15 protein-coding genes are annotated in these 22,484 nt (G+C 58.0%); 5 read left to right on the top strand and 10 right to left on the bottom strand.

From position 1 onward, the window contains the following. Nucleotides 1–44 precede the first annotated feature (44 nt). Entirely contained in the window at nucleotides 45–1,094 is a 1,050-nt protein-coding gene (floA, locus tag CXU21_RS11235; RefSeq protein ID WP_180972328.1) for a flotillin-like protein FloA, read from the bottom strand. Between the two features lie 93 nt (nucleotides 1,095–1,187). Here floA and queA point away from each other — a divergent pair, with 93 nt between their 5' ends. Beyond that, on the top strand, nucleotides 1,188–2,177 hold the full coding sequence (gene queA / locus CXU21_RS11230) for a tRNA preQ1(34) S-adenosylmethionine ribosyltransferase-isomerase QueA (RefSeq protein ID WP_219723194.1): 990 nt from the start codon (nucleotides 1,188–1,190) through the stop codon (nucleotides 2,175–2,177). A 2-nt stretch (nucleotides 2,178–2,179) separates the two neighbouring features. On the opposite strand, the gene CXU21_RS11225 is transcribed toward queA, so the two are convergent. Continuing rightward, on the bottom strand, nucleotides 2,180–2,860 hold the full coding sequence (locus CXU21_RS11225) for a hypothetical protein (protein ID WP_102726084.1): 681 nt from the start codon (nucleotides 2,858–2,860) through the stop codon (nucleotides 2,180–2,182). Nucleotides 2,861–3,095: 235 nt separating this feature from the next. Beyond that, the gene (locus tag CXU21_RS11220) at nucleotides 3,096–7,052 is read right to left on the bottom strand and encodes an autotransporter domain-containing protein (RefSeq protein ID WP_102726083.1); all 3,957 of its coding nucleotides are present in this window, start codon (nucleotides 7,050–7,052) and stop codon (nucleotides 3,096–3,098) included. Between the two features lie 260 nt (nucleotides 7,053–7,312). On the opposite strand from CXU21_RS11220, the gene CXU21_RS11215 reads away from it, so the two are divergent. Continuing rightward, complete coding sequence (locus tag CXU21_RS11215) at nucleotides 7,313–9,055, top strand: cation:proton antiporter (RefSeq protein ID WP_102726082.1); 1,743 nt, start codon at nucleotides 7,313–7,315, stop codon at nucleotides 9,053–9,055. A gap of 12 nt (nucleotides 9,056–9,067) precedes the next feature. Here CXU21_RS11215 and CXU21_RS11210 read toward each other — a convergent pair whose 3' ends face one another. Beyond that, on the bottom strand, nucleotides 9,068–9,802 hold the full coding sequence (locus tag CXU21_RS11210; protein WP_102726081.1) for a class I SAM-dependent methyltransferase: 735 nt from the start codon (nucleotides 9,800–9,802) through the stop codon (nucleotides 9,068–9,070). A gap of 43 nt (nucleotides 9,803–9,845) precedes the next feature. Continuing rightward, on the bottom strand, nucleotides 9,846–11,264 hold the full coding sequence (locus CXU21_RS11205; RefSeq protein ID WP_102726080.1) for a cation diffusion facilitator family transporter: 1,419 nt from the start codon (nucleotides 11,262–11,264) through the stop codon (nucleotides 9,846–9,848). Nucleotides 11,265–11,714: 450 nt separating this feature from the next. Between CXU21_RS11205 and CXU21_RS11195 the strand changes: the two genes are divergently transcribed. The 3 genes from CXU21_RS11195 (at nucleotide 11,715) to rho (ending at nucleotide 16,236) form a co-directional block, all read left to right on the top strand. Continuing rightward, nucleotides 11,715–13,022 carry a hypothetical protein gene (locus CXU21_RS11195; protein ID WP_146017068.1) on the top strand — a complete coding sequence of 436 codons (1,308 nt, stop codon included), beginning with the start codon at nucleotides 11,715–11,717 and terminating at the stop codon, nucleotides 13,020–13,022. Between the two features lie 424 nt (nucleotides 13,023–13,446). Next, nucleotides 13,447–14,202: a YebC/PmpR family DNA-binding transcriptional regulator gene (locus CXU21_RS11190; RefSeq protein WP_102712770.1), complete on the top strand. Its 756-nt coding sequence runs from the start codon at nucleotides 13,447–13,449 to the stop codon at nucleotides 14,200–14,202. A 51-nt stretch (nucleotides 14,203–14,253) separates the two neighbouring features. Continuing rightward, entirely contained in the window at nucleotides 14,254–16,236 is a 1,983-nt protein-coding gene (gene rho, locus CXU21_RS11185) for a transcription termination factor Rho (protein ID WP_257997393.1), read from the top strand. Nucleotides 16,237–16,318: 82 nt separating this feature from the next. On the opposite strand, the gene CXU21_RS11180 is transcribed toward rho, so the two are convergent. The 5 genes from CXU21_RS11180 to CXU21_RS11160 all read right to left on the bottom strand — a co-directional run bounded on the left by CXU21_RS11180 (nucleotide 16,319) and on the right by CXU21_RS11160 (nucleotide 22,474). Then, nucleotides 16,319–17,002: a 7-carboxy-7-deazaguanine synthase QueE gene (locus CXU21_RS11180; protein ID WP_102712768.1), complete on the bottom strand. Its 684-nt coding sequence runs from the start codon at nucleotides 17,000–17,002 to the stop codon at nucleotides 16,319–16,321. A gap of 129 nt (nucleotides 17,003–17,131) precedes the next feature. Further along, nucleotides 17,132–18,181, bottom strand: a complete 1,050-nt coding sequence (locus CXU21_RS11175; protein ID WP_146017067.1) for a hypothetical protein — start codon at nucleotides 18,179–18,181, stop codon at nucleotides 17,132–17,134. Nucleotides 18,182–18,336: 155 nt separating this feature from the next. Further along, nucleotides 18,337–19,908, bottom strand: a complete 1,572-nt coding sequence (locus CXU21_RS11170) for a 3-phosphoglycerate dehydrogenase family protein (protein ID WP_102726076.1) — start codon at nucleotides 19,906–19,908, stop codon at nucleotides 18,337–18,339. Between the two features lie 20 nt (nucleotides 19,909–19,928). Continuing rightward, the gene (locus tag CXU21_RS11165; protein ID WP_102726075.1) at nucleotides 19,929–21,182 is read right to left on the bottom strand and encodes a DUF1015 domain-containing protein; all 1,254 of its coding nucleotides are present in this window, start codon (nucleotides 21,180–21,182) and stop codon (nucleotides 19,929–19,931) included. A 218-nt stretch (nucleotides 21,183–21,400) separates the two neighbouring features. Continuing rightward, complete coding sequence (locus CXU21_RS11160; RefSeq protein ID WP_102726074.1) at nucleotides 21,401–22,474, bottom strand: pyridoxal-phosphate-dependent aminotransferase family protein; 1,074 nt, start codon at nucleotides 22,472–22,474, stop codon at nucleotides 21,401–21,403. Nucleotides 22,475–22,484: the final 10 nt, after the last annotated feature.

Genomic DNA, 22,484 nt, shown 5'->3' with positions numbered 1-22,484 from the left:
AGGCCTCCGTGGAGAGCACCCGGTCTTTACGGAGGCCGGAAAGTTTATTTAATGGAGGAGGGGGAGGTATCCGGCTTGGCGATGGAGTCCCTCATCCGGGTGTCAGCCACTACATTCTGGTAACGGGCATAGTCCAGCACGCCCAGGTTGCCGTTGCGGAAGGCTTCCGCCATGGCCATGGGGATTTGAGCTTCCGCTTCCACCACCTTGGCGCGCATCTCCTGCGTCTTGGCGGCCATTTCCTGTTCCGTGGCCACGGCGGCGGCGCGGCGCACTTCCGCCTTGGCCTGGGCAATCTGCTTGTCCGCTTCCGCCTGCTCTGCCTGGAGGCGTGCGCCCACGTTGCCCGCTACATCCACGTCTGCAATGTCAATGGAGAGCACTTCAAACGCGGTGGCGGCGTCCACGCCCTTGTCGCTCACGGTGCGGGAAATCACTTCCGGCTTTTCCAGAACGTCCTTGTAGGAGGGGGCTGAACCTACCGCGGAAACGATGCCTTCCCCTACGCGGGCGACCACCGTTTCTTCCGTGGCGCCCCCCACGAAGAGGTCAAGGTTGGTGCGCACCGTTACGCGGGCGCGTACCGCCACGGCAATGCCGTCACGGGCCACAGCCGTCAGGCGCGTCTGGCCGGAGCTGGGGTTCGGGCAGTCGATGACGCGGGGATTGATGGAGGTTCTCACGGCCTCCAGCACGGTTTTGGACGTGCCTTTCACGGCCAGGTCAATGGCGCAGGCGCGGTCATAACTCAGCGGGATTCCGGCTTTTTCCGCGGCAATCAGGGCCAGCACGCAGTCCACGATGTCACCGCCGGCCAGGAAGTGGGCTTCCAGTTCATCCGTGCTGATGTCCAGTCCGGCCTTGGCTGCCGTAATGCGGGTGTCCACCACCAGGGGGTAGGGCACTTTCCGGAGCCACATCCCCAGCATGTTGCTCATGGAGACGGGGGCTTTTGCCAGCCGCGCACGCAGCCATGTCTTGAAGAATTTAGCGATGATGGCGAAGAAGATGACCAGAAAGATGACGAGGACGACTACCAGGATAGTCCCCCAGGCAGTGGTGTTGGAAATGGTTGCTGACAGCAAGTTGTTCATGTTTCCTTCCATACCATATTATCCGGTACAGGCAAAGATATAATTGTGTTACCTATGGTTTAAAGGTATTGACCTTTCAGCGGATTCGTGGCAATGCACTTGGCCGTGCGCACCATTGATTTTGATTATCCGCTGCCGGAGGAATTAATTGCGGACCGGCCCCTTCCGGACCGCGCCGCTTCCCGGATGATGGTCATCCACCGGGACACGGGCCTGATTGAGCACAGGCATTTCAGTGATTTGCCGGAGTATGTGCGGGAAGGGGATCATTTTATCCTGAATGATACCCGGGTGGTTCCGGCGCGGTATTTTTCCAATGACGGGTCTATTGAAATAGTGCGTGCGGAGGTGCTTAACCCCCTGCTGTGGAAATGCATGGTGCGTCCGGGGCGCAAGATGAAGCCGGGGCGCACGGTCGCCGTGGGAGAAGCTGTGGGCACCGTGGAAGGCATTGATGAGGAAGGCTACCGCCTCATCCGCTTTGACCGGGAGGTGGATGAGGAGAAGTATGGCCGCCTGGCGCTTCCCCATTACATGAACCGCGAAAGCGACCCGTCCGACAAGGAGCGCTACCAGACCGTTTACGCCAGGCATGAGGGGGCCATTGCCGCTCCCACGGCAGGGCTGCATTTTACGCCGGAACTGCTGGCGTCCGTTCCCCATGATTTTCTGACGCTTCACGTGGGCGTGGGGACGTTCCGCCCAGTCAAGGCGGACAGGATTGAAGACCACCAGATGCACACGGAGCATTTTTTCCTGCCTGAAGCTACTGCCCGGGCGATCAATGAAGCCGGGAGGGTATTTGCCGTGGGCACTACCAGCGTGCGCGTGCTGGAACACGTGGCTGCCGCGGAGGGTTTGCCCTTGAGGGAGTGTGCCGGGGCAACGAACATTTTTATTTATCCCCCCTACAAGTACAAGGTGGTGGATGCCCTGATCACGAATTTCCACCTGCCGCAGAGTACGCTGCTGATGCTGGTTAGCGCCTTTGCCGGGAAGGAGCTGGTCATGAAGGCTTACCTGGAAGCCATCCGGGAACGTTACAGATTCTTTTCCTACGGGGACTGCATGCTGATTCTGTAGGTTTACGGCTTGCCGTCCGGAGCGCATTCCCTGTGACGAGAGGCCGCTGGAGGCCTTGGGGCGTCAATTGGGGGCTGTGAATATTGTTCCCGGCTGAGCGTCAGCATGTTTTTGCCGTGGTTCCTGATTTGCCGGAGGGAAACCAGGGAGTGCAGGGTTTCTCCCAGCAGGATGTACATGATGTTGGCGTAATGGCGGTCCGTGTTGTTCCGGCACAACCCCGGGAAGTAGTCCTCCTCCAGCTCCGGCCCATTCCATTTATCCCGGATGAGGCGGCTCCTGCGGGAGTCCGGAGGCCAGCAGGGGTGCTGCCTGTCTTTCAGATAAAGGAGATAGCAGTCTTTTAGCATATCAAGCTGGGAAGCCGTTTCAGTTCCCGCGTGCGGCTTGATGAAAGGCGGCTCATCCTTCACCCCCTGGAGCGTCATGTGGATATTCGTTTCCGCAAGGACGGTCCAGTAAAGAATGGATTCCGCCAGGGAGCGGCTTCTCCCGCGGAACCGCAGGTAGAAGCGATGGCTGAGTTCCAGGATGGAAAGGGCTTTGATGTAATGCATCAGGGCCATCAGGCCATACTGCCGGAAAATGAAGTGTTCCAGCTTTTCCTGGAGGGCAGCGGAGTCCATTTCCGTTTCCTTCCGGAGGAGGGTCCACTGTTCCTTGAATATTGAATCTCCCGTCATGAATTTGATAAGGATTTATTTTCAATAAATATGGAATATATTTCTATTAAATTCAAATAAAATAGCAAGCAAGCCTGAGAAATATCAAATACATGCAGGGGGAATGAAAGCCCGCGGGAAAACGTTTGCGGAAGTTGAAGACGCATGTGCTCTTGAAGGGGGGGGAACGGGACATGAAAAAGCGCCATGCCCGGAAGTGCAGGCATGGCGCTTGTTAAATGCGGCTTGGGCCGGATCAGAAATTATAGCGGTAGCCGAGGGCAGCGCCAATGGAGGTGTCTCCGGAGCGGAGGTCGGCGTTGCCGTCCACATAAACCGCGCCGTAATCGGCGCAGGGGATGTTGAGGCCTGCGCCCAGCTGAACGCCGGTGCGGCCGAGCCTGGCTCCCCTGATGGTCTGGATGAGGCCAGGATTGGCGAGGTAGGCCACATTGGCCTGGGCCTTGTCATCTCCAAAGTCCTGGGAGACGAGGACGCGGAATTCACCCATGATGTCGCGCCCGGTCAGGCTGGTGCCCAGAACGCCTTTCAGGCGCATACCGGCGGCAACGCTTCCGGTGGTGATGTCCATGTCATCCACACGGAGCCCCGCGCCGCCCGCGCCGGCTTCATTGAAGCCGTCCACGGAGGAACGCATGATGCTGACGTTGGCGACCGGCTGGAGAATGGCCGTCCGGCGCTTGTTGAGAGCCAGGTCATAGGTGAGTTCGTACATGGCCCCGAAGCTCATGCCCGTGGTGCTGAAGCTGGTCTGGTAGCTCCCCAGGTCATGGCGTACGCTGCGGGTGATGTCCGCATCCGACCATCCGCCGGAAAGAATGAGGGAGTGCCCCCATTTTTTGTGGCGGTAGTGGCCGAAGAGGCTCACGTAATAGGTATCCAAATTGCCGGAGGCGGAATCAGCCCCGTCAGAGGAGTAATCCCCGTAGTTGGCGGAAAAGGCGCCGCCCAGGGTGAAATTCTCCGTGCAGTTGACGTCCAGGCCGGCCGTGCCGCCCCAGGAACTGAGCGTGAAACCGTTGCCTTCGTTGGAGCCGTCCAGGGAATCCCTCCCCGTGTTGGCTTCAATCCAGCCGTTCACCTGGGGGAGGTCCCCCGGGAGGTTGCTGGGATTAAGCCCCATGGTTTCCGCACGGTTGCGGAGAAAGGTCATCTCCCTCCGCAGGCCGGACCTCTGGGCGGCCAGGATGCCGGGAATGGCCGTACCCGCGGAAGCGCTCAGCAGGCGGTTGGCTCTGGAGTAGTCCCCGTCATTCCAGGCGTCGGAAACGGCGCGGTTCAGATAGCCCAGCTCCGTTCCGTCTTCAATCTTGTCACAGTTCCAGAGCAGGACGGCCCCGGCGGCGGAATTGGAGGTGTCAGCCGTGGCAAGCAGGGCATTGTCCGCCTTGCGCGTGCCGGTCAGCACGATCCGTCCGTTCCGTTCTTCCGCATGCAGGTCGGAATAATAGGTCCCCAATGCGCCGTAAGCGTTGATATTGAGATCGGCGCCCACCAGATCCCCTTCAAAGAGCACCAGTTCAAGTGTTCTTTCCGGCGCGGCGACATTGGATTCAATGTTGAGGGTGGTTCCGTTGCGGTCTCCCTGGACGGTCAGCGTGGCCCCGTCTTCCGTGGAAATAAAGGGCGTATTGTTTTGCGCCAGCAGGGGATTGATCACGAGCGTGACGGTGGAGCCGTTCATGAACTGGCTTGCTCCGTTGAGAAGAAGCGTGGTGTTATGGGCGGCCCCGGCAGAGGCCATGGAAAGAGTAAGCGTGCCGGAGGAGCCTACCGTGAGGGAGTTGAGCAGAATGGGGCTGGCGGAATCCCGGACCAGGGAGACTTCGCCTTCCGTAATGTTGAGGTTCAGGGTGTTTGACCCCGCTCCGGTGTAGGTCCATCCCGCCTGCCCGCTCTTGTTGATGGTGCCGTTCCCCTGGAAGGAGCCGGAGAAGACGGAGGATTTCTCCGCATGGATGCCAAGTACCCCATTATTGAAGGCCACGGAGCCTTTCCCCAGCAGGCCGCCTACTACGGAATTGCGCGTGGAGCCCAGGTCCAGCGCGGCGCCCGCGGAGTCCGTTCCCACGGCGACTGCCGCTCCGTCAAACCTGGCGTCTCCGGACAGGGTGAAGGTTCCGCCCTGTACAGCCAGCAGGCCGGAGCCGCTGATGCTGATGTCCGTGTCCAGCTTGTTGCCGTTGCGGACGGTGAGCACGGAATCCGCATTCAGTTGCAGGACGCCGGTTCCGGTGATGGAGGCTTTTTCCGCCAGGAGGCTGGCCGTGCCGCTTATGGACAGCGCGGCGTCATTCAGCGTCAGGGTGCCCTCCTGCCCGTTAAGGCGCGTGGTGGAGGAGGCATGGAAGATGGAAATGCCGCCGCCGTTCAGCGTCATGGCGCCGTAAGCGGAGGATGCTGCTGTCAGGATGATGGCGCCGCTGGAGGAGTCCAGATGGAATCCCGCGTTGCCTGCGCCGCCCAGCGTCAGGTTGCCGTCTCCTTTCTTGCTGAGCGTGCCCGTGCCCTGGAGGGCTCCGTTCCAGGTCAGGGGATTTGCCGTATCCAGGGTGATTTTCCCTCCCTGGGCCGCCAGAATGCCGTCTCCCGTGATGGAGTGGATGACGATATTCTGCGTGGCTCCCGCATTCAGGGTGGAGGTTCCGGAATCCAGGGCCAGCGCGGCTATTTCCATCCGGGCCTGGCTGGCGAAGGAAAGCGTGCCCCGGGTGATGTGCACGGTTCCGTTCCGGGACCCGTCAATGTAGATGGCGTCTCCGATGGTGTTGCTGCCGTCAAAGGTGAGGGACTTTCCTTCCGCCAGGGCGATGGTGCCGGTGCCTACCAGTTGCAGGCCGCTGTAAATGGTATTGTCCGTTCCGGTCAGGGTAAGGGTGGAATGCAGGAGGTTGATGGAGCCTTTGGTGCCCGTCAGCTTTCCTACCTCCGCCGTGACTTCTTCCTTGGCCAGCTGGGATACGCCGAAAGCGCCACCGTTTATCTTCAGTTCCCCGATGGTGTTGGAAGCGCCGGAAAGCACCAGGCCCCCCTGCTGCACGTCCAGGGCGCCGGTGGTGGAAAAGCCGCCGGCCAGCATCAGGTTTTTGCCTCCCGTCTTGATGAAGTTGGCGTCATTGCCGATGACCTCGCCCGCGCAGATGGAATCCATGGCCGTGTTGGAAAGGTTGACGGTCAGGGATTTTCCTGCGGTAATGGTGACGTTGTATTCCGCCTTGTCCCCTCTCAGGGAAGGCAGGATAATGGTGGCTCCGTCACCCGGATCAATGGTCATGTTCCGGTTGACGAGAACGGAGGTGAAGAAATCCAGGTCAATCTGGTCCGTGATGGAAGCGCCGTCCACGGACGCATAATAGGTGGGGTCATCCTTGAGCACCCAGCCCATCTCCGCAAGGAGCGCTTTTTCCTGGTCACTGAGGTTTCTCCTCTGGATGCCCGTCCCGATGGAATATTGCATCAGCGCGTCCGGGTCGCTTAAAGCGTCCACGTGGGACATGCTGGAACCGGGATTGAAAATAAAGGGATTGTAGACAGTGAGGCCGCCGGAGCCGATGGTGTAGGAAACTCCGGACTGGTAATTGAAGCCCGCCTCTCCCGGATGGTTGCCTTGGGCATCCGTGATCAGGGAATCCCAGATCGTGTAGTATTCTCCGTATGCTCCTGCGTTGTTTAACGAGTTGAAACCGACATTGTGTCCGATTTCATGCAGGAGGACGCTGATGAAATCCGTAGAGTTCTGGGGCGTGGTATTGCCCGTGCTGAAGCCGTAAACGGGATTGAATTGGAGCCTGAAATCCATATCCCCTTCGTCCAGCGCGACGTCTTCCCCTTCCTTCCAGATGATTTCCGTGGAAGTGGCCGCATTGTAGTTTTCCCCGTCGTATTCAAAATAATTGGAGAAGGAAGCTGCCAGGGTGCCTTCTTCAAGGGCGCCCCAGGAGATGGTTGCTTCAATCTTCCGGGAAGCGGTATTGCGGAAGGTGTCATCCCAGATATTGAGCGTGGTGGTGACGGCGGCTATCTGGGCGTCACTCCAGTCACGGGTCCCCATCCAGTCCGCTGGACCGTCCCCGTTGCCGAGGAGCGTGATGTGGAAGTTTTTGGTAGTGATTTCATGGGTGGCCGCCCAGCCCATGGGGGCCAGGATAGAGAGGCCCGCCAGATATGACAGGATAAATAGGGTGAGTTTCATCAACACGCTTTATAGGTAGCCCATGTTATTGAAGTCAATCAGAAACAATTGAAAGTAAAATAAAAACAGTATTTTTAATAATAATAAAAATATGGTAGAATCCGGTAAATCCCCGTTTTCCGGGCGCTGAACCGGATGCCTTGAAAAAGTGCGACTGCATTCCGATGCGGCGCAATGCGTTCTTGTGGGGGGAAATCAAACGCGGTAGCGTGGGAACGACCTGCTGGTCAAAGAACATTCCTCAGACCTGACACGCGCGTATGGATCACGATTTTAGCCTCATTTTCACTTTTGTCGGCGGATTAACCGCCGCCCTCCTTTTCGGTCTTATTGCCAGAAAACTGCATTTGTCCCCGCTGGTGGGGTATCTGCTGGCCGGAGTGGTGGTGGGGCCGTACTCGCCGGGCTTTGTAGCGGACTCCCATACGGTGGAACAATTCGCGGAGCTGGGCGTTATTCTGCTGATGTTCGGGGTGGGGCTTCATTTCCATCTCAAGGATTTGATTGCCGTGCAGAGGGTGGCTGTGCCGGGGGCCGTGGTGCAGATATCCGTGGCTACCGTGCTGGGGGTGCTGGTGGGCTGGATGTTCGGATGGTCCACCATTTCCGGACTGGTGTTCGGCATGGCCATTTCCGTGGCAAGCACGGTGGTTCTTACCCGGGTGCTGGAGGATAATCAGAACCTTCACACGCCAAGCGGCCATGTGGCCCTGGGCTGGCTGGTGGTGGAAGACCTCTTTACCATTCTGCTGCTGGTGCTCATCCCCGCGGTGATGGAGGCGCGCCAGAGCGGCGCCGGGGACTTGAATGGCATTCTCGAGAAACTGGGGTGGATGTTTGTCAAACTGACCCTTCTGGTGGGCCTGACGCTGCTTGCCGGGAAAAAGGTTATTCCTTTCGTACTGCGTTATGTGGCGCGGACGGGAGCGCGGGACTTGTTCACGCTGGCTGTGCTGGTCATTGCGCTGGGCGTGGCGGTGTGCTCCGCGAAATTCTTCGGCGCCTCCATGGTGCTGGGCGCGTTTCTGGCGGGCATGGTCGTGGGCCAGTCTGACTTCTGCGCGCGTGCGGCGGCGGAGGCCATGTTGATGCGGGACGCCTTTGCCGTGCTCTTCTTCGTTTCCGTGGGGATGATGTTTGACCCCATGTCCGTGGGGGACTGCTGGCCGTTGGCCCTGGCGACGCTGGGGGTGGTCATGATCGGCAAGCCGCTGGCGGCCTATGTGGTGGTGCGGTGCCTGCGGCGCCCGCTGCCGCTGGCTCTGAGCGTATCCGTGGCTCTGGCGCAGGTGGGTGAATTCTCCTTCATCCTTGCCGGGATGGGGCTCATGTACAATATTTTGCCGCCGGACGCCAACCAGGCCATCATTCTGGCGGCCGTGGTTTCCATTTCCCTCAATCCCATTTTGTACCGCCAGATTGGCCCTGTGGTCAAGTGGATGCAAAAGCGCGGCATTGGCCTTACGGACATGGGCGGGGTGAACAGCATGGCCTTGCCCTCGCCGGACGCGCGGCGCGTGGTGCTGGTGGGGTTTGGCCCCACGGGGCGGATGCTTAAAAGGATATTGAATGACAACGGGGTGGAAGTCGTCATTGTGGAGATGAACATAGATACCGTTACCGCGATCAGGGAACAGGGCGGAGACATCGTTTACGGAGATGCCAGCCAGCGGGAAATCCTGCGCCATGCGGGCATTGAATATGCGGAAAGCCTGATTCTCTCCGCCTCCATTCCGGACGCCAAGGAGATCGTGGGAGTGGCCCTGGAGCTCAACCCACACATAGACGTGATGATCCACACCAAATACATGAGGGATGTGGACGTGCTGAAGGAGGCCGGAGCCTCCCAGGTTTTTTCCTCGGAATCGGAGGTGGCCCTGTCCATGGCGGAATACTTCCTGCGTGAGGGAGGAGCGGACGATGAACAGATCGTTTCCGAACGCCAGCGCATCCGGGCGGAACTGGACCGTGAAGTTCCCGGAGCTCCCGTTGCCGGGCGCTGACCACCGCGGGCGCTACTTCTTGCGGGCGGAGATAATCAGCATCATGGGGCGGCGCAGTTCATCCTGCATGCCGGGGACGGACTCCAGGAGCTCCCGCGGCGGCTGCGGCTCCTCCAGGGCCGTTACCTCGAATTCGTTTGCGGCCAGCGCGCCGAGATAGGAAGTGAGCGTCCTGTGGTATTTGGTCACTTCTTCTCCCAGGAAGACAGCCTGCCGCGGCCCTTCCATGAAATAGCGGTCCACGGGCCAGTGCATGATTTTTCCTGATTCATCATGTTGCCAGTCCTGGGTGCCCTGGGCGGTGAAAACGGGATGCTCCACGGAGAAGATAAAGACGCCCCCCGGCTTGAGCCAGCGGAAAACGTTCCGGCAGACTCCGTTGAAATCCGGCGTGTAATGGAAGGCCAGGGAACTGATCACAATGTCGAAGGAAGCCTCGGGCAGCTGGATGTCTTCCATGGGCATGCAGCGGTATTCAATGATGCCTTCATTTCCCATGGAACGGGCTTTGGCGATCATCTTTGAAGAAATATCCACGCCCAGGACAGAGGCTGCCCCGTGTTCCGCCGCATACCGGCAGTGCCAGCCGAAGCCGCATCCCAGGTCCAGTACGTCCTTGTCACGGAAATCCGGCAGGAGCCGTTCCAGCGTCTTCCATTCTCCGGCTCCTTCCAGCCCCTTCACGGAGCGGTCCATCTGGCTGTATTTCCGGAAAAAGGCGTTATCGTCGTACTTGTTTTGTTTCATGATGGGCGGAAAGTATCTTGTGCGGGAATGAATAAAGTGCTGTTTATTTGGACGGTTTCAGAATGACGGTGACGCGCCCCAGATGGTGCAGGGCGTTTTCTATCTGGTTTTCCAGTTGTGAAGCGATCTGGTGGCACTCCCGGATGGTCAGGGCGGCATCCGCGGAACACACGCACGTCAGGGTTGGGAAATTATCCTCCCGTGCCAGGTCCAGCTTGAGAACCTTGCAGATGTTCCTGTGCTGCTGGAGGATGAGATTCACCTTCAGGCGCACCTCCTCCGGAGAAACGTGTTCCGGAATGGCGTTCGCCTTCATGTCCCGGCAATTCGGCTCAATGCGGCAGATCACCTTCTCCGGCTTGAGAGCATGCCGCACGGAATCCCGGAACGATTTTACTACCTGGTAACCGCGTTCCAGAGGCCAGTCCGCAGGAATCTCCACATCCATGAAATAGCAGGGGGCATGCTTGCCCCTGCCGGCGTAAAAACCGTGAATGCGGACGTGGTGCCGCAGCGCCAGCCGGTGGACGACTGTATCCGGCTCCATGTTGGAAAAATTCTCCTGTGCCGGTTCAATATGGACGATGACGTCCGCTTCAGGCAGTTCATACTTCACAATGCCCTCAATGGACTCAGCCACGTCATGGGCGTCGTCCACGTGCAGTTCCGCGGGCGCTTCCACGTCCAGCTCCACAAAAATGCGTGCGCCGCCGTCACGCAGGCGGATGCGCTTGACCGGATAATCCGGTGCGTTCTTCTTCATGGCGGCCAGCACCTGGTGCGTCAGGGCGGAAGACCCCCCGTCCATCAGGGCGTGGATGGAGCGCTTGGCAAGGCCGAAGGCCACGGAACAAACCAGGGCCGCCACAAACAGGGCCGCGATGGCATCCGCCTTTTCCAGCAGTCCGTGCCAGACGGAATCTGCGGGAACCAGATGGGCCAGCCATACGCAGAAAAGGCCCAGCAGCACCACGGCGGAAGACCAGATATCCGTGGTGAAATGAAGGGCGTCCGCCTCCAGGGCCTGGCTCTTGTGCTTTTTGGCCACCCGGCGGAGCATTGCGGAGCGGTTCACGTCCACCAGCAGGGAGACGGCCACCACGGCAAAGGCCCACCAGGTGAGGGTGATTTCCGCCTCATTGTAAAACAGGCGGTCCACCGCCTCCCAGACAATCCAGGCGCAGGTGACCAGGAGCAGGGCCGTTTCCGCCAGCGCGGAAAGATTTTCCACCTTCTCATGCCCGTAGGGATGGCTTTCGTCGGCAGGCCGGGCGGCCACCTTCACGGCGTAAAAAGTCATGGCTGCCGCCATCAGGTCCAGGCCGCTGTGCAGGGCCTCGGAAATAATGCCCAAGCTGCCCGTCACAATACCGGCCCAGAGCTTGATGCCCGTCAAAAAGGCGGACCACAGGACGGAGGAAAAGGCCGCATGTGATTTTTCTTGGTGCGCTGCTTGTTCCATAAGACAGAGAAAAGGAAGAGGAGCATATCTAAGCCCGTCTTCCTTTCTTAGTCAATGATAACACAGATGGCGTTGAACTTCGGTCCCGTGCCATGACGGAATAGAGGTTTTCCCGCGAAAATGCGGGGCCGGATATCGCAGATATTTTTAATGAAGCCGGAACATGCTGGACGTGCGGCAGAAATCCCTTTTTCCTGTGCGGGGGATAATTACGGGGGTTCTTCCAATATGGGGAATACCATTCTGCTTCCCTCCAAAGGACTGTGCAGGGAAAAGGCAGCGGAGGTCCGGCAAAAGCGGTTATCGCTCAACATCCAGATAATCGTGACGTTTTCCGGAAATGGCTCTTAGAAGATCAAATGCAGCGGCGGTTAAACTTGTTGAAATAATTGATATATCTGTTACATCATATTAGAATGCATCATCAGGGGTGATAATATTGATCATGTTATGAAGTATTTTTTATACATTTTTTTAATAGCAGTTTCGGGCGGGACAACTCTTTCAGAGGGGGCGAGGCGAATGATAGACCCTATTGGACATCCTGTGATGGATTTATTGGAACCTCCAAATCCCGGGTATTCCGATAGAAAGTATCCTCCCTTCAATGGAAGATGGAGTGAACAAAAGTTGATAGAATTCAATCATCATCAATTTCTTCAATGGAAACTAATTCTTAATTGTGAAGAATGGACCGACGCGCCCCGCGGAAGAAACCGGAAGCAGGGAGAGTTTTTGAACCTCCTGTCCGGATTTTACCCCAAAAAGGATTATGATGAAACGAACGACCGGGCATGGACGGACATTCAGGAATATGCGTTGAGTATTTACACTTATTTCACTCCGGAAGGGAAAATCTGTGGCCTTGACGATCAGGGTTATCACATGCGTGTGGTGGAAGAAAATAGGGGGCGGAGGTGCGTCACTTTTTATGGTGTCCGGGGAGAAAATGCTCTTTGTACAAATGGTTCTTACCACCGGGGAGAGGTTATTCGCCAGGCAGGGGCGGGGATTCTCAATGGTTCCTTCATTTTCAGGGAATCCTTTTTTGGAAAAGGAGATGATTCAAGAATTGTTGCAGACCAGGATCCTGTAGATGTGGAACGTCCGGCTATTTTTCCGAAAGGACGGATGATCCGTTACCATCAATATAAAGCAACACCCGCCGGGGATGCGGGCGTTAGTTGCCTGGAAGTTCACAAAGGATGGGAAGCGGAATTGACAGCCTCAACAAGAAAAACCTTTTATTTAAAAGGAAGATTCGGTGATTGGAACGATATTAATCAATTGCGGTTATTCCTGCCCGAAAATCTGCTTCAAACAAAATATTATCTGGACCCTTATGATGTAGCTGAAGCTGAATATACGGATAAGTTTGGCCGGTTGACTCGTGGCCTCCAGGGGTGGGCCCGGCGTTGTGCGGATCATTATGAGCGTGGGAGCGACTTGGGGGGAGGCCGCGCTATAAAGGAAATACGGTACTACGACCAAGACGGAAAGTTAAGTTCCGATCATCAGAGGAAGTGTGCGATTATCCGTTTTTCTTATCCAGAGAAGGGAGTTCAACAGATTGCTTATTTTGATGAACATGGCAGGGAACTGAAACAGTTGAAAAAAGAAAAGAAAGGCCTTTTGAAAACTTTGGACAGGGAATCTTCTGATTCCTATACGTATTATTCCATGCTTGATGATGATGTGACCGTGTATGAGGCCGATAATCGGGATGATGGAGAAGAGGTAAAGGATGATGAGGACTGACGGAGACGGATAAAGCGTTCAGCTCGGCTTTTTCATTGGCAGTCCGCTTTTTCGTCAAGTTAAACGGGAAGAGGTACATTCCCGCAGGAGGCCTCTTTTCCTCTTGGTTGGTGAGGAGACTGCCTATCCCATTCCCCGGCATTGCTCCTGTGTTTCCGTGACCTAAAAAAGTATTGCCAATGCTGGGGAATACGTTATTTTGCGTGTGTTGAGAGTGACTGCCAAGCGGTAGCCGGAGCCCTGAGGGGTGTGCGGCGTGTTCCCCGGCAGAGTATCCGGTCCCTGTAACGTATTTACGGATGGCCGCACCCTGATTCCCTTCCTGCGTGGTATTTGCGAAAGACAATGTGTTCGCCCGGGTTGAAGAACAGTTCCGCTGGTTAGTTTGTCTCTTTTACATTCACTTACTATTATTCCCAATTCTATGTCAGGACATAATAAATGGTCTAAGATCAAGTACGTTAAGGCTAAGGAAGATGCCAAGAAGGGCAAGGTCTTTGCCCGCTTTGCCCATGAAATCATGCTGGCCGCCAAGAGCGGCGGCGGAGATCCTGACCTGAATCCGCGCCTGCGCGCCGCCATTGACGGGGCCAAGGCCGTGTCCACCCCCAAGGAGAATATTGAACGCGCCATCAAGAAGGGAACCGGGGAACTGGGAGGGGCCACCATTCAGGAGATTACTTATGAGGGCTACGGCCCGGCGGGTACGGCTTTCCTGGTTGAAGTGGCTACGGACAACACGAACCGCTCCGCTTCCGAACTCCGGACTCTTTTCACCAAGAACGGGGGCAGCATCGGCACGCCCGGGTCCGTGGCCTACCAGTTTGAACGCAAGGGAGAAGCCCGCATCATGGCGGAAGGCCTGACGGAGGATTCCGCCATGGATCTGGCGCTGGAATGCGGCGCGGACGATGTGGAGCAGGGGGATACCGATAACGAATGGGTGTTTGTAACGGACCCGACGGAACTGAATAATGTATGCGCCGCCCTGCGCGAGGCTGGCCATACGGTGATTTCCATGAAGCTGATTTCCGTAGCGCAGAACATTTCCGTGATTAATGATCTGGATACGGCAAAAGCCGCCCTGCGCCTGTATGAAGCGCTGGACGATTACGACGACGCGCTGAATGTCTTCTCCAATTTCGACGTGGCGGAAGAAATCCTCGAACAGCTTGACTAACGCCGTTGTCTTTCAGGAGACGCCTGTTGTTGCAGTCCAATTTTCTTTTCCATGTCTGATACCCCCCCAGATTTGACTCCGGAGCAGGTTTCTCCGGAGCCGGCGCCCAAAAAACGTGTTGTTCGCAGAGCCAAGCCTGCGGCGGAAACTCCTTCGGAGCCCCAGGTTGCCGTTGAGCTTTCCGCATCCGGACCGGATGCTTCCCCCGCTCCCCGCAAGAGGACGGCAAGGAAAAAGGTTCCGGAAATGGCGGGTGAAGGAATGGGGGAAACGCCTGAACCCAAAAAGAAGACTGTCCGCAAAAGCAGTGCTGAAATTCCGGCGCAGGAGGGTACGGAGGAGGCCCCGGCCAAGCCGCGGCGCGGACGTCCCCGCAAGAAGCCTGTGGAGGAAGTGCCGGAAACGGACGGTGCCCATGACGCGCCCGTAACGGAGGCCCCCGTCAAGCCTGTCCGCAGGCGTTTCACCAAAGCTGTCGCTCCTGAGGGCGATACCGCGGGGGAAGCCAGGGCGGAAGCCTCTGTTCCCATGGTTCCTGCGGAACCGGGCGCCGCTCCTGAGCAGTCCGGGGAAGGCAGGCCGAGGGTGATCCGCCAGAGGTTTGTGAGAAAACCTCGCGCACAGGAGGGGGGGGAGGATGCGAATGGTTCCGCCCCGTCCATCAAGGTGGTGCAGGAAGGCGCGGCGGATTTATCCGCGGACGCCGCCCGTGAAAACCACCGGGGCAATGAGCCGCAGAGACAGCGTTTTGACAGGCAGAATCGCCGTAATAACAATAATAACGACCGTTTCAACAAGAACCGGAACAATCGCCAGGACGGCCGCAATGGCAGGAACGGCAATGACCGGGTCAAGAACCGCTGGAACAATAACCATCAGGAGGGAACCGCACCCCAGAATAACGCTCCCCGTGAGCTGGGACCGCCGGAGCCTGTGGACGGCCTGTTGGAAATTACAAATAAGGGGTTCGGCTTTTTAAGGAAGCAGGACAATGATTTTGACGCCTTTGCGGAAGCCGTTTACGTTCCGCAGGACATGATCCGCAAGTTCGGCCTGCGTCCCGCCGTATGGGTGCATGGACAGGCCTGCCGCCATGACCGCGGCATTCTGCTGACGGAAATCACCACCATTAATGGAGACGCTCCGGAGAAGGCGCGCAAGAACCCGCATTTTGAAGAGCTCAAGGCGGTCAATCCGAACAAGCGCATTTCCTTTGAAACCCGTCCGGAGCGTTATACCACGCGCACGCTGGATTTGATTGCGCCAATCGGGCGCGGCCAGCGCGGCCTGATCGTTTCTCCCCCGCGTGCGGGCAAGACCACATTGCTGCAGCACATGGCGGAAGCCATTCTGGAGAATTACAAGGATTCCATCCACCTGATGGTGCTGCTGGTGGACGAACGCCCGGAAGAGGTGACGGAATTCAAGCGTTCGCTGCCCGGCGCTGAGGTATATGCTTCTTCCAATGACGGAAGAGTGCGTGACCACTGCCGCATGGCGGAACTCTGCATTGAGCGCGCCAAACGGCTGGTGGAAGCCGGACAGCATGTCTTCCTGCTGATGGATTCCATCACGCGCCTTGCCCGTGCCTATAATAACGCGGACAAGGGGAGCGGGCGCACCATGTCCGGGGGCATTGACGCCCGCGCGCTGGAAATGCCCCGCCGCCTTTTTGCCGCCGCGCGCAATACGCGCCAGGCCGGTTCCCTCACCATCATCGCCACGGCCCTGGTGGAGACCAACAGCCGCATGGATGACCTGATTTTCCAGGAGTTCAAGGGAACGGGCAACATGGAGCTGGTGCTGAACCGCCGCATTGCGGAACAGTATATTTTCCCTGCCGTGGATATCCTGAAATCCGGGACGCGCCGGGAAGAGCTGATTATGCCGGAGGCATGGCTGTACAAGATGAACCTGATCCGCCGCGCCCTGGCAGGGCACAAGCCTGTGGAAGCCATGGAACGCTTCCTGTTTTTCCTGAACAAATATCCCGGCAACGCGCAGATGCTGCTGGACCTGAAGCAGAAGGTGTAGGCCGCGGAAGCAGCAGGAGAGGGTTTCCTGTAAGGGCCCTTCCTGCCGGGAAAGTTCCAGCCGTTTAAAAGCAAGGGCGTCTTCAGACGCCCTTTTTGCTGCCCCAGATGGCGATGTGCAGGCGGTCTGAAAAGCGCAGGCCGTAGCGCAGGCACCATTCCACCGTTGGCTCCCGCATGGCGTCCAGTTCCTGCCGTGTGGCAGCCAGGGGCATGATGAGGATGCGTTGCGCGGGAATACCGGCCCGGGAAGCCTGCCGCAGGATGGTCTCCACGTCTTCTTCGCACGCCACTACAAATTTGAACCAGGCTTTTTCCGTGTCCGCCAGGCGGCGCAGGATATCCGGCTTCCAGGCCCTGCCGGCATCGTTGCCGGAGTGGGGAAGCTTGGGAGACACGTTGAACTGCGTGATGCGTTCCAGCAGCTCCGCATCCGGCATGATGGTGCCGTTGGTCTCCATTTCCACGGCATGTTCCGGCAGCAGGCGCAGGAGGGAAGGGAGGGTTTTTTGCTGGAGGAGCGGTTCTCCCCCCGTGAGGACCAGGCGCCTGCATGAATAATGGAGCACCAGTTCAGCCGCCGCTTCAGGCGTGATCCGCACGGCAGGGGCTGATCCGTTCCAGGAATACGCCGTATCACACCAGGAGCAGGCCAGGTTGCAGCCTGCCAGGCGCAGGAAGACGCAGGGCGTTCCCTGGGAAACGCCTTCCCCCTGGATGGAATGGAAAATTTCCGGTTGTCCGTGAAGCTGGGCCAGTGTAAGCATGATCAGGCAGGCCTGAGACTATCATATCGGCGTCGTCCGTCAACGCCTGCGGAGGGCTGCCGGAAGAGCGGGAATCCGGATGCAGGGGATGGCCCTGCATCCGGAATGTTAAAATGAACGGGAACAGGTTCAGCCGTTGCTGCGCCGGAAAGCGCCCACGGTGAACAGGAGCAGAAGGAAACCCGCTACAGAGGCGCCGCCCGTGAACAGCTTCCGGAAGGAGGCCTGGTCTTTCTCCTCTTTCTCCAGCTTTTTTACTTCATCCCTGGATGAATGGCGCAGTTCTGCGCGGGCCTCGTCATAAGCCCGGGAAGCCTGTTCCTCTTCTTTCCTGGCTTTCTCCAGAGCTTCCCTGACGGGTTTGGACTGCTCCCTGTATCCGGCGGCGGCCAGTAATTCTTCATCTCCCATGTCCGGGGGGGTGTTTTCTTCCTGGTCATCGGCGGCCAGGGCCTTGTTTTTCTCTTCGGTAAGTTTTTCCTCCGCTTTCTGCATTTGGAGCTCCTGCTTGCCGGCATTTTCTTCCTGGGCTTCCAGAGCGGCGTCCAGGAGGCGCATTTTTTTATTGATGGCGGCGGTTGCCGCGCGGATGCGGTTCATCTGCGCCTGAAGGCCTGCAATATTCTCCTTCTGGGGGGCGGCTCCGGAAAATTTCTTTTTGGCTTTGGCGTCTTCACGGTTCTTGGAGAGTTCACGTTCCGCCTGTCCCAGTTCCGTCTGAAGGCTCCGCTGCTTGTCGGCCAGTTTGGCAAGCAGGGTTTTCATGCTCTCCCTCTTCTGCAGCAATTCTTCCCTGGCGGATTTGGAGTTTTCCTTCTGCCTGTTCATGCGCAGGCGCAGCTGGTCAATCTTCTGGTTATGTTCCGCTACTTCCTCCTGCTGGTCCGCTACGCTCTTCCGGTAGGCGGCATCCAGGGCCTCCTGCTGCTCCTGCCTTTTTTGATCAAGATAAGCCTGCTGGAATTTTTCCACGGCTTCTTCCGCCGTCCGCGTGGCATCCTGGGTTTCATCCAGCTTTTTCCGGGTCTCACTGACGGTTTTCTCCAGAGCCACGGCGTTTTGTTCCATGGCCGTTTTCCGGGCGGCCAGTTCCCTGCCTTCCGGGGAAATGCGGTTTTGATAGTACCAGACGGAAAATCCGGCGGTTAAAATAGTCAGGAGAAGCAGTACGTAGCGCATGAGAGTGTTCCAATGATTCGGGTAAAAGTACAAAAATGGACGTGCCTTGTCAACATGGCAGAAAAAAGACAGCCCGCCTTCCACCGTGGCAGGCGGAAAAACGGGCTGCATGGGAAGCGGTATTCCGGAATTTTCCGGAGGGGCGCCTTTTCAGGTTAAAGATTCAGGGCGAAGGCGGAAATGGCTCCTATCTCTCCCGCAATCTTGTTCAGCAATTCGTCGGAAACGGGCTTATTGGTCTTCAGCACGGCCAGGGCTTCCTGGGTCGCGTGGTCAGCCGGAGCGGCAATGTTGTCAATGTTGATGCCGTTGGAATACAGGGCGGAGCCGATGGTGGCGATGATGCCCGGACGGTCCTTGTAGTGCAGGAACAGCGTGGTGCCGCGCAGGTCCGCATACAGCCCGTTGAAGTTGTTCAGGCGGGAAACCATGGGAATGCCTTCCGTCACTACGCCGCGCACGCTGGTGGAGACGTATTCCCCGTCTTCCTCCATGGCGATGTCCAGGGTGATGGAGTCTTCATACGGCTTGTCATCCTTCGGTTCGCGGGCTTTGAAGACGATGCCGTGCTCCCGCAGGGATTCTTCCGCCGCGGCGGGCATCAGGCCCTTTTCCGCGTGCGGCAGCAGCCCTTCCAGGATGGGGGCCGTGAACCATTTGCGGAATACGCGCAGGTTGCCGTAGAAGGTGCATTCCACGCGGCGTATCGGTTTGTTGCCTCCGGCATTGCGTGCCAGGGCGGCCAGAAGGAAGGCAAGCTGGAGATGGGCAGGATTGAGGCCGTTGGGGGATTCCCCGTTCACCACGCAGGAGGTGTCCCCATCGGAAAAGTAGGCCACCATCTGTTCCGCGGCGCGTTTGGCGGCCTTGGTATTGGCTTCCTGGGTGTTGGCGCCCAGATGGGGCAGGATCAGGTCCGCCACGGCGGCGGAGGGCTTCTCCCCTGCGGCGTCCTTGGGATGTACGTCCGTCAGGTAGCCGATGTTCTTGCCGGAGGCCTTGACGGCGGCAACGGCTTCTTCATCCACCACGCCGTAACGGGAACAGTTGATGAGCACGGCGCCGTCTTTCATGCTTTCAAGAAGCTCGGCATTCACCATGTTGTGGGTGGAGGGCCCGCCCGGAACGTGCAGGGTAATGATGTCGCACTGGGAGAAAATGTCTTCAATGCTGGTGGGCGTGACGCCGATGTTCAGGGCGCGCTGGCGGGCCAGGAAGTGGTCATAGCCCAGCAGGGTGGGTTCAAAGCCCTGGAGGCGTTTGACCAGGTTGCGGCCGATGTTTCCCAGCCCGATGATGCCCACGGTCTTCTTGGTCAGCTCGCTCCCCATGTACTTCTTCTTTTCCCACAGGCCGGCGCGGGTGGTGGTGTCCGCCTGGACGATGTGGCGGTAATACGCCAGGATCATCGCCATGACTTCTTCCGCCACGGCGTTGGAATTGGCGCCTGGGGTGTTCATGACATCCACGTTTTTCTTGCGGGCGTAAACGATGTCGATATTGTCGTAGCCGGCTCCGGCACGGATGACCAGCTTCAGGGACGGCAGGGCGTCCATGATTTCCGGAGTGACTTTTTCACTGCGCACGATCAGGGCCACGGTGTCCGGATGGGCGGCGGCCTGTTCTTCCAGGGGCGTGTCTGCGTCCTGGATGACTTCATAACCGGTCGTTTTAAGCGTATTGGCCGCTACGTCAGAGAGTTTGGTAGGAATAAGAACCTTGTTCATGTTGGTGTGTGGTGGAAAGATTATTGTTCAATGGTGTGGACGAACAGCCCGCTGCGCAGCTTGGGTTCAAACCAGGTGGACTTGGGCGGCATGATTTCCCCGGCGTCCGCCACGCGGAACAAGTCGTCCATGGTGACGGGGTACAGGGAAAAAGCCAGCGTCATTTCACTGGCGCAGCGGCGTTCCAGCTCTCCCAGGCCGCGGATGCCGCCCACAAAGTCAATGCGGTCGCTCGTACGGGGGTCTTCAATCCCCAGGATGGGAGCCAGCAGGTTGGCCTGGAGAATGGCGCAGTCCAGGCTTTCAATGGGGTGGCCAGCAGCGAAGGTGCCCGGCCTGGCGGTGATGGAATACCAGCGGCCATCCAGGTACATGCCGAATTCGTGCTTGGCGCGGGGAGCGTAGCCCTCTCCGGGGACGGTTTCCACGGGAACCGCGTCAAAGGCGGTTTGGAGTTTTTCCATGAATTCCTCCCGGCTCAGGCCGTTCAGATCGCGCACCACACGGTTGTAATCCATGATGAAAAGGTCTTCATCACAAAAAACTACGGCCATCAGGTAATTGAATTCCTCCTCTCCCGTGTAGTCCGGGTGTTCCCGGCGGCGTCTGGCGGAGACGGCGGCGCTGGAAGCCGTGCGGTGGTGGCCGTCCGCAATGTACAGGGCGTCCACTTCTTCAAAGCCTTTCCGGATGGCCTCCACCGTACCGGGATCGGAAACGGGCCACAGGATATGGGTGACGCCGTCATCCGTGGTGAAATCATATTCCGGCTTATGGAATTTAATCCATTCCCGGATGATGCCGGAAAGGCCCTCGTGCTTCCGGTAGGCCAGGAAGACCGGCTCCGTCTGGGCGGAACAGGCGTCAAAGTGTTCAATGCGGTCCACCTCCTTCTCCCGGCGGGTCAGTTCATGTTTTTTGATGGTGCCGTTGGCGTATTCGTCCACGGAGGCGCAGCCGACGATGCCCGTTTGCACGCGTCCCCACATGATCTGGCGGTAAATGTAGAAGGACGGCGCGCCATCCCGCACCAGGTACCCCTTGTTCACGAACGCCTCCAGGTTTTCCCTGGCTTTGGCATAGGTTTCCGGGTCATGAATGGCGGCTTCGCTCATGTCAATGTCGGAGCGGCAGATGTGAAGGAAGGAGGCGTCATTCCCGGCGGCCATTTCTTTGGCTTCCCGGTGGTTCATGACGTCGTAGGGCAGGGAGGAAACCTGCGCGGCCAGTTCGCGCGGGGGGCGCAGGGCCGGAAAAGGATGGAGCGTGGACATGAAAATATAAGAAAAGGGATAGGATCAGGAGTAACGGAACCTGTAACGCAACGTCCGTATGCGGGAAACAGGCGGCGGAACGCAGGCCGGGGCCATGGCGGACAAGGTATGCAGAGTTGCTTGGAGCATCTTGTGCATGGAAAGCCGTTCCTTTCATGCCTCCGGAGAGGCAGGCTCCCCCCTTTCCCGGCAGGCCCGGGAAGGGGAGAGAAGAGGGATTATTTGAGCTTCAGGATGTCCACGATATTGGACGTGATGGAGCGCATGTCATCCATCGTCAGTTCACCCATGTGGGCGATGCGGAAGGTCTTGTTCTTCAGGTCTCCGTAACCGTTGCCAAGCTGCATGCCGCGTTCGATCAGCACGTTGTTCAGGGCGGCAATGTCAATGTCCCGGGTATTGCTGATCACCGTCAGGGTGCGGGAGAGGTGGTCGCGGTTCGCAAAGACGCTGAAATACTCGTCCGCCCAGGAGCGCACGAATTCCGCCATGGCTTCATGGCGCGCAAAGCGGTTTTCCACGCCTTCCTGCATGATGCGCTGAAGTTGGAGGTCCATGGCGTACATGATGGAAACGCAGGGGGTGTTCGTGTACTGGTAATCCTTCTTCTGGATGGTGTCGTAAATGGAACGCAGGTCAAAATAGCAGCCGCGGTTGGGAACGGAAGCGGTGCGTTCATAAGCCTTCGGGGACAGCGTGCAGACAGCCATGCCGGGAGGAAGGGCCAGGGCCTTCTGGGTGGAAGTCACCAGCACGTCCACGCCCAGCTTGTCCGTTTCAATCCGGGAACCGGCAGCGGAGCTTACGGCATCCATGCACCATACCACGTCCGGGTATTTCCTGAGCACTTCCGCGATTCCTTCCACAGGGTTCTGAATGCCGGTGGACGTTTCATTGTGCGTGATGCAGATCGTATCATACTTGCCGGTAGCCAGGGCGGCGTCCACCATTTCAGGAGTGGTGGGCTGGCCGAGCTCACTCTTGAAAATATCTGCGGGAACGCCATTGCCGGTGGCAATCTTGTACCATTTGTCACCAAAGGCTCCCACGGAAAAAATGGCGGCGCGCTTGGCGGTGCAGGAACGCACGGCGCCTTCCATCAGGCCCGTACCGGAAGAAGTGGAAAGCAGGATTTCCTGGTCTGTCAGCAGAATGCGGCGCAGATTATCGGAAATGCGGCGCTGCAGGGCGGAAGCGGCCTTGGAGCGGTGGCCCATCATCGGGCCGCTCATGGCGGCCAGTACTTCAGGTGCTACTTCAGTGGGTCCGGGAATGAATAATTTGGTTGCCATGGTTTTTTAA

The organism is Akkermansia muciniphila (assembly GCF_002884975.1).
Classification (GTDB): Bacteria; Verrucomicrobiota; Verrucomicrobiia; order Verrucomicrobiales; family Akkermansiaceae; genus Akkermansia; species Akkermansia muciniphila_C.
Note: the sequence above shows the minus strand (reverse complement) of the source record. Positions and strands in the feature narration are given on the sequence as shown.

Excerpts from the sequence above, each read along its gene's own strand:
- CXU21_RS11190 (WP_102712770.1), top strand. The coding sequence starts at position 13,447 with ATGTCAGGACATAATAAATGGTCTAAGATCAAGTACGTTAAGGCTAAG.
- floA (WP_180972328.1), bottom strand. The coding sequence starts at position 1,094 with ATGAACAACTTGCTGTCAGCAACCATTTCCAACACCACTGCCTGGGGG.
- CXU21_RS11215 (WP_102726082.1), top strand. The coding sequence starts at position 7,313 with ATGGATCACGATTTTAGCCTCATTTTCACTTTTGTCGGCGGATTAACC.
- rho (WP_257997393.1), top strand. The coding sequence starts at position 14,254 with ATGTCTGATACCCCCCCAGATTTGACTCCGGAGCAGGTTTCTCCGGAG.
- CXU21_RS11165 (WP_102726075.1), bottom strand. The coding sequence starts at position 21,182 with ATGTCCACGCTCCATCCTTTTCCGGCCCTGCGCCCCCCGCGCGAACTG.
- CXU21_RS11175 (WP_146017067.1), bottom strand. The coding sequence starts at position 18,181 with ATGCGCTACGTACTGCTTCTCCTGACTATTTTAACCGCCGGATTTTCC.
- queA (WP_219723194.1), top strand. The coding sequence starts at position 1,188 with ATGCACTTGGCCGTGCGCACCATTGATTTTGATTATCCGCTGCCGGAG.
- CXU21_RS11210 (WP_102726081.1), bottom strand. The coding sequence starts at position 9,802 with ATGAAACAAAACAAGTACGACGATAACGCCTTTTTCCGGAAATACAGC.
- CXU21_RS11220 (WP_102726083.1), bottom strand. The coding sequence starts at position 7,052 with ATGAAACTCACCCTATTTATCCTGTCATATCTGGCGGGCCTCTCTATC.
- CXU21_RS11180 (WP_102712768.1), bottom strand. The coding sequence starts at position 17,002 with ATGCTTACACTGGCCCAGCTTCACGGACAACCGGAAATTTTCCATTCC.
- CXU21_RS11160 (WP_102726074.1), bottom strand. The coding sequence starts at position 22,474 with ATGGCAACCAAATTATTCATTCCCGGACCCACTGAAGTAGCACCTGAA.
- CXU21_RS11225 (WP_102726084.1), bottom strand. The coding sequence starts at position 2,860 with ATGACGGGAGATTCAATATTCAAGGAACAGTGGACCCTCCTCCGGAAG.
- CXU21_RS11205 (WP_102726080.1), bottom strand. The coding sequence starts at position 11,264 with ATGGAACAAGCAGCGCACCAAGAAAAATCACATGCGGCCTTTTCCTCC.
- CXU21_RS11170 (WP_102726076.1), bottom strand. The coding sequence starts at position 19,908 with ATGAACAAGGTTCTTATTCCTACCAAACTCTCTGACGTAGCGGCCAAT.
- CXU21_RS11195 (WP_146017068.1), top strand. The coding sequence starts at position 11,715 with ATGAAGTATTTTTTATACATTTTTTTAATAGCAGTTTCGGGCGGGACA.